The following is a 6625-nucleotide window of genomic DNA, read 5'->3' as shown; positions in this document are numbered from 1 at the left end:
AGAATTCAAACCAGATTTTCACGCAGCCTGGAATAATCGGGGCATTGCACTGGGTAATTTAGGCAGGTTGGAAGAAGCGATAGCCTCCTTCGACAAAGCCTTAGAAATCAAACCAGATTATCACGCAGCCTGGGACAATCGGGGCAATGCACTGGGTAAATTAGGCAGGTTGGAAGAAGCGATAGCCTCCTTCGACAAAGCCCTAGAATTTAAACCAGATGATGACGAAACCTGGTACTATCGGGGCAATGCACTGGCTGGTTTAGGAAGATTGGAAGAAGCCATATCCTCCTACGACAAAGCCTTAGAAATCAAACCAGATTATCACGAAGCCTGGCACCATCGGGGCAATGCACTGGGTAATTTAGGCAGGTTGGAAGAAGCGATAGCCTCCTTAGACAAAGTCTTAGAATTCAAACCAGATGACCCCGGAGCATTTTATAATAAAGCTTGCTGCTATGCGTTAAACAGTCAGATTGACCAAGCAATTCAGAATTTGCAGCAAGCCATCCATCTGAATCCTGACAAATACCGAGAAATGGCAAAAACAGACTCGGATTTTGACAGCCTGCGATCGCATACTCGGTTTCAAGCCTTGATTCAAGAATAGGGATTTCCCCTTGGGCGGGGCGGGTTTATGAGATTGCCGGTTTTAGGCTATTATTGTTGGTAAAACCCGCCCTTACAGCATCAAAAACACTCTTATTATTTATTAGTCTGCAAAGGCGGACTTCGCTTGACAAGAGGCGGTTTCAACCGCCGATCGCTCAAAACGGTTACGTGAAAATGATATCTTGGGTGAGGTTTGTCACACCTCAGTGCGATCGCCCTTTCCTCTTTTCTACGCAGTCATCTAAAAAAATAGTATTAATCTATACCTAAAAATCTCCGAGATAGGATTATATTGAAAAAAATTGAAAAAGTTCCCAAAATCCTGTAAAATTGCGAGAAATAACCAAATAATATCGATCGAAAGCACTCACAGGCGAAAAAGATCGCATATAAAAAAGAAAAGAATCAATTAGACAGAAAATGAGGTGAAACCCCTTGCAAAAATTAGCCAGCATAGAAAAGCCGATCGACTCAGGGGAAAAATCCATAGCAGTCAATACCCAAAACGCTCAAACCTTCTACGATCGCGGCAACGCCCTAGAAGCAATGGGGCGCTTCCAAGCTGCGATCGAATCTTGGGAAGAAGCGATCGCACTCGAACCAAAATTTTATGAAGCGCGGTACAACCAAGGCGTAGCCCTCAAAAAATTGGGACTGCTAGAAGAAGCGATCGCAGCCTACAACAAATCGCTAGAAATCAAACCAAACAATCCCGAAGCGTGGTATAACCGCGCCAACGTTTTGCGGAAGATCAACAGACTCTCAGAAGCGATCGCGTCCTACGAAAAGGCGATCGATTTCAAGCCAGACTACCACGAAGCTTGGACGAACCGCGGCAACACCCTCGTCAACTTAGAAAAATTATCAGAAGCGATCGACTCCTACGACAAAGCGATCGAACTCAAACCAGACTACTGCGAAGCTTGGTACAACAAAGCATTTACCCTCAGAAAATGCAACCAAAATACAGCGGCGATCGCATCCTACGACAAAGCGATCGAACTTAAACCAGACTTGCATCAAGCCTGGTACAACCGCGGCTTAGCCCTAGCCGATGAAAAACTCTACCCGGAAGCCGTCGCCTCCTACGACAAAACCCTGCAACTGCGGCCGAATTCCGCCGAAGCCTGGAACAAACGCGGCACGGCGATCGCACAAATGGGACAATTTGAAGAGGCGATCGCATCCTGGGACAAAGCCCTCGCACTCAAGCCAAACGACAGCGAAACCTGGTACAACCGCGGCTTAGCCTTCGCCAAATTACAACGCTTTGAAGAAGCAATTGCCTCGTGGGACAAAACGGTAGAGTTGCAGCCAGACAACACGGAAGCCTGGTACAACCGCGCCGTCGCCCTCAAAACAATTCAACGATTTACCGAAGCGATCGCCTCTTACGATAAAGTCATCGCACTCAACCCCGACGATCCAAACCTTTACTATCAAAAAGCTTGCGTTTACGCCCTGGAAAAAGCAGCAGGCGAACTCACAAACAACCCCGAACTTGTAGCCACCAGTATCCGGCTGGCGATCGAAAACTTATCCGAGGCGATCGAACTCAATCCCCATAAATACCGGAAACTGTGCAAAAATGACTCTAAATTGCGTACAATACGGGAAGAAGTGCGGTTTTTAGCTTGATTTCAGGGTAGCGATGATTGATGGATACGGATGCCGCACTGCAACCTTTGTAGGCAAAACAGCACCATAAACCCCAATCATGCAAACCCTAGACAAAACTCAAGCAAAATTCGCTCAACTGGCAGCCCACCTCAGAGAAGTTACGGACATCGAATCAGCCTCGTCGTTGCTGCATTGGGATCAATCAACTTATATGCCCGCCAAAGGTGCAACTGCCAGAGGCCGCCAGTTGGCTACTCTCAAACAAATATCCCACGAAAAATTTACGGACCCCAAAATTGGTGAACTCCTAGAAGACTTGCGTTTCTACGAACAAACCCTCCCCTACGACTCCACCGCAGCCAGCCTGATCCGCATCGCCCGCAGAGACTACGATCGCGCCGCCAGAATCCCCGCAACCTTCATGTCAGCACTCTGCCGCCACCAAGCCGACTGCTACGAAGCTTGGGCCGCGGCCAGAGCAGCCAACAATTTCGCAGCCGTCGAGCCGTATCTCGAAAAAACCCTAGAATTAAGCAGGCAGTACGCCGAGTTTTTCCCGGGCTACGAACACATCGCCGATCCTTTGATCGATCGTAGCGACTACGGCATGAAAGTATCCCTGCTGCGCCCGCTTTTCGCCCAACTGCGTCAAGAATTAGTGCCGATAGTCGAAGCCATTACCTCCCAACCTCCCGCCGACGACTCCTGCTTGCACCAACACTTCCCGGAATCCCAGCAATTAGAATTCACCCGCACAATCGTAGAACGCATGGGGTACGACTTCCAGCGGGGACGCCAAGACACCACCCTGCATCCATTCATGACCAACTTCTCCATAGACGACGTGCGCATCACCACCCGCGTCTACGAAGATCACCTAGATCAAGCACTCTTCAGCAGCATCCACGAAGCCGGACACGCCCTCTACGAACTCGGAAATTCCCCGGAATTTGAAGGCACGCTTCTGGCAGGCGGCATTTCCTCCGGCTTGCACGAAAGTCAGTCGCGACTTTGGGAAAATTTGGTCGGGCGCAGCCGCGGTTTTTGGGAATGTTTCTACCCGCAACTCCAAGGCGTATTTTTGCGACAGTTGGGACACGTATCCACTGACGCATTTTACCGGGCAATTAACAAAGTCTCGCGATCGCTCATCCGCACCGACGCCGACGAAGTAACCTACAACCTCCACGTCGCCATCCGCTTCGATCTAGAATTGGCAATGGTAGAAGGAAAATTAGCAGTGCGAGACCTCCCCGAAGCCTGGAACGAACGCTATCAAAACGACCTGGGAGTAGTCCCCGCCACCGACAGCGAAGGCGCCATGCAAGATGTTCACTGGTATGTTGGTACGATCGGCGGAATGTTCCAAGGTTACACCCTCGGCAATTTGATGAGCGCCCAATTCTACGAAACAGCAGTAAAAATCAATCCTGAAATTCCCGTAGAAATAGAACAGGGCAATTTTACCGTACTCCACGACTGGCTAAAACAAAATATCTACCAGCACGGCCGCAAATACACTGCCGTCGAATTGATCGATCGCGTTACCGGTTCACCTTTAAGTATCGATCCCTTTATCCGTTACATTCGCCACAAATACGGGGAATTTTATGTCATTTGAGGGATAGCAAGTTCAGATTGCCAACTTTAAAATGACAAAAAAAGTAGTAGAAAAAAAAAGGGCGATACTCAAACAGTATCGCCCTTTTTTACAGATAAAATCAAAAATCATAAATAAGGGAGTATGTATGTCTGAACTCTTTCAGGCTGTTATCGCCAGCGACGAAAAAACCGACTTGCGTCAGTTTGTCAGCGATTTGCGGGTTTTAGGCAACAAATATTTGCTGCGAAACGACATAGTTAACGCTTTTGCCACCTACTGCACCAAATACGAAAAACCCGAACAGTTCCATCAATCTTCTCTTTTAAGCAAACTGATTTACTACGTTCAGGAAATTATTCTCGAAGATGGCAGTCTTTGCGTCCTGCTGCGGCCAAAAATTGCTACAATGGAAATAGTGCGAGTTGCAGACGACTTGACTGTTGAGCAGATGACAGTGCAAGAATTGCTCGACGTGCGCGATCGCTTCGTCAACCACTTTCACCCCCAAGAAGGCGACATCCTCGAACTAGATTTCGGCCCGTTTTACGACTATTCCCCCATAATTCGCGACCCCAAAAACATCGGCAAAGGAGTGCAATTCCTCAACCGATACCTGTCCAGCAAACTGTTTCAAGACCCCAGGCAATCGCAGGAAACTCTATTTAATTTCTTGCGAATTCACCGCTGCAACGGCATACAATTACTAATTAACGATCGCATAAAATCCCAAGAACAACTTTCAGAACAAATCAAAAAAGCCCTCACTTTTGTCAGCGATCTTTCTGAAGAAGAACCCTACGAAAGATTTCGACTGGTTCTGCAATTGATGGGTTTCGAGGCAGGTTGGGGAAATACCGCAGCCCGCGTGAATGAAACCCTAGGAATTCTTGACGAATTAATTGATGCCCCCGATCCGCAAACCCTAGAAGCATTTATTTCTCGCATCCCGATGATTTTCAAAATCGTCCTAGTTTCTCCTCACGGCTGGTTCGGCCAAGAAGGAGTTTTGGGGCGACCGGATACGGGAGGTCAGGTAGTTTATGTCCTCGATCAAGCCAAGAGTTTAGAGAAACAACTGCAAGAAGACATTCATCTTGCCGGTCTCGATAGTTTAGGAGTCAAACCTAAAGTAATTATTCTCACCCGGTTAATTCCTAACAGCGACGGCACGCGCTGCAACGAACGTTTGGAAAAAGTTCACGGCACAGAAAATGCTTGGATTTTGCGGGTTCCCTTCCGGGAGTTCAATCCCAAAATGACTCAAAATTGGATTTCGAGATTCGAGATTTGGCCTTATTTGGAAACTTATGCGATCGATGCAGAAAAGGAATTGCTGGCTGAGTTTCAGGGCAAGCCAGATTTAATTGTCGGCAACTATTCAGACGGCAACTTGGTAGCCTTTTTGCTGTCTCGCAAACTCAAAACTACTCAGTGCAATATTGCCCATGCGCTGGAAAAATCTAAATATTTGTTAAGCAATCTATACTGGCAAGAATCAGAGGAAAAATACCATTTTGCGCTGCAATTTACGGCTGATATAATTGCCATGAATGCAGCTAATTGTATTGTCACCAGCACCTATCAAGAGATTGTCGGCAAACCCGATAGTGTCGGTCAGTACGAATCTTATAATTGTTTCACCATGCCGGATTTGTACCACGTTGTTAACGGGATTGAACTGTTCAGCCCTAAATTCAACGTAGTGCCGCCGGGAGTCAACGAAAGCGTGTACTTTCCCTACACGCGGATAGAAGACCGGGTGCAAGGCGATCGCGATCGGCTTAACGAATTGCTGTTTACTCTAGAAGACCCTGAACACGTCTTTGGAAAACTCGACGACCCGCAAAAGCGCCCTTTATTTTCGATGGCCCGGCTCGATCGCATTAAAAACCTGACAGGCTTAGCAGAATTGTTTGGAAAAAGCCAGGAATTGCAAGAAAAATGCAACTTAATTCTAGTAGCTGGTAAGCTGCGGGTCGAAGAAACCGAAGACTACGAAGAAGCAGAAGAAATTAAAAAGCTCTACGCAATTATCGACCAATACAACCTTCACGGTAAAATTCGCTGGTTGGGAGTGAGGCTTTCCAAAAGCCTGTCCGGCGAAATCTACCGGGTAATCGCCGACACCCAAGGTATATTTGTTCAGCCAGCATTATTTGAAGCTTTTGGCTTGACAATTCTCGAAGCAATGATTACCGGCATTCCGACTTTCGGGACGCAGTTTGGCGGCCCGCTGGAAATCATTCAAGATGGCGTAAATGGGTTTTATATCAACCCGACTAACCACCCGGAAACCGCCCAAAAGATTCTAGATTTTTTATCGAAATGCGAACAAAATCTCAACTATTGGTATGAAATTTCAACGCGAGGAATTGACCGAGTTTACAGCACGTATACTTGGAAAATTCACACTACCAAGCTGCTGACGCTGGCCCGGACTTACGGTTTCTGGAACTACTCATCCAAGGAAAACCGCGAAGATATGCTCCGCTACATAGAATCGCTTTTTTATCTAATTTACAAGCCAAGAGCCAAGGCTTTATTGGCCGAACACGCAAACCGATAAGTGGCGAGTTTTGCTTTTTATATCAAATACGTTGGCATCGGAATTATTCATGTCTCTCTTCCGTTTCTCCTTATCCTCTGCGTCAAGAGCGGTTTAATAATTCCGATACAACCGGAATTGATATTACGGCGGGGTTGAAGGAAAAAACTTAGCGGGACTTAAACATAAAATACGATAAAAATAGGTTATAATGCTTACATAGCAAGCATATAACGTTAAAAAAT

The 6625-nt window shown here is 46.9% G+C and carries 4 protein-coding genes; all 4 read left to right on the top strand.

Annotated elements, in window-relative coordinates; all coding sequences use genetic code 11:
- On the top strand, positions 1–610 hold a 610-nt coding region (locus QUA13_RS18365; RefSeq protein ID WP_333200737.1), incomplete at its 5' end, for a tetratricopeptide repeat protein.
- Positions 611–1047: 437 nt separating this feature from the next.
- Complete coding sequence (locus QUA13_RS18360) at positions 1048–2250, top strand: tetratricopeptide repeat protein (RefSeq protein WP_333200734.1); 1203 nt, start codon at positions 1048–1050, stop codon at positions 2248–2250.
- 79 nt (positions 2251–2329) lie between these two features.
- Positions 2330–3853, top strand: coding sequence for a carboxypeptidase M32 (locus QUA13_RS18355; protein ID WP_333200732.1), 1524 nt, complete (start codon positions 2330–2332; stop codon positions 3851–3853).
- A gap of 127 nt (positions 3854–3980) precedes the next feature.
- A complete protein-coding gene (locus QUA13_RS18350; protein WP_333200730.1) occupies positions 3981–6401 on the top strand; it encodes a sucrose synthase in 2421 nt (806 codons plus the stop codon).
- Positions 6402–6625: the final 224 nt, after the last annotated feature.

Source organism: Microcoleus sp. S28C3, from assembly GCF_036700785.1.
Lineage (GTDB): Bacteria > Cyanobacteriota > Cyanobacteriia > Cyanobacteriales > Microcoleaceae > Microcoleus > Microcoleus asticus.
The sequence above is the reverse complement of the archived record's forward strand: the minus strand, read 5'-3'. Positions and strand labels throughout refer to the sequence as shown.

What these genes read in the sequence shown, in the direction of transcription:
- QUA13_RS18355 (WP_333200732.1), top strand. Translation starts at nt 2,330, where the DNA reads ATGCAAACCCTAGACAAAACTCAAGCAAAATTCGCTCAACTGGCAGCC.
- QUA13_RS18350 (WP_333200730.1), top strand. Translation starts at nt 3,981, where the DNA reads ATGTCTGAACTCTTTCAGGCTGTTATCGCCAGCGACGAAAAAACCGAC.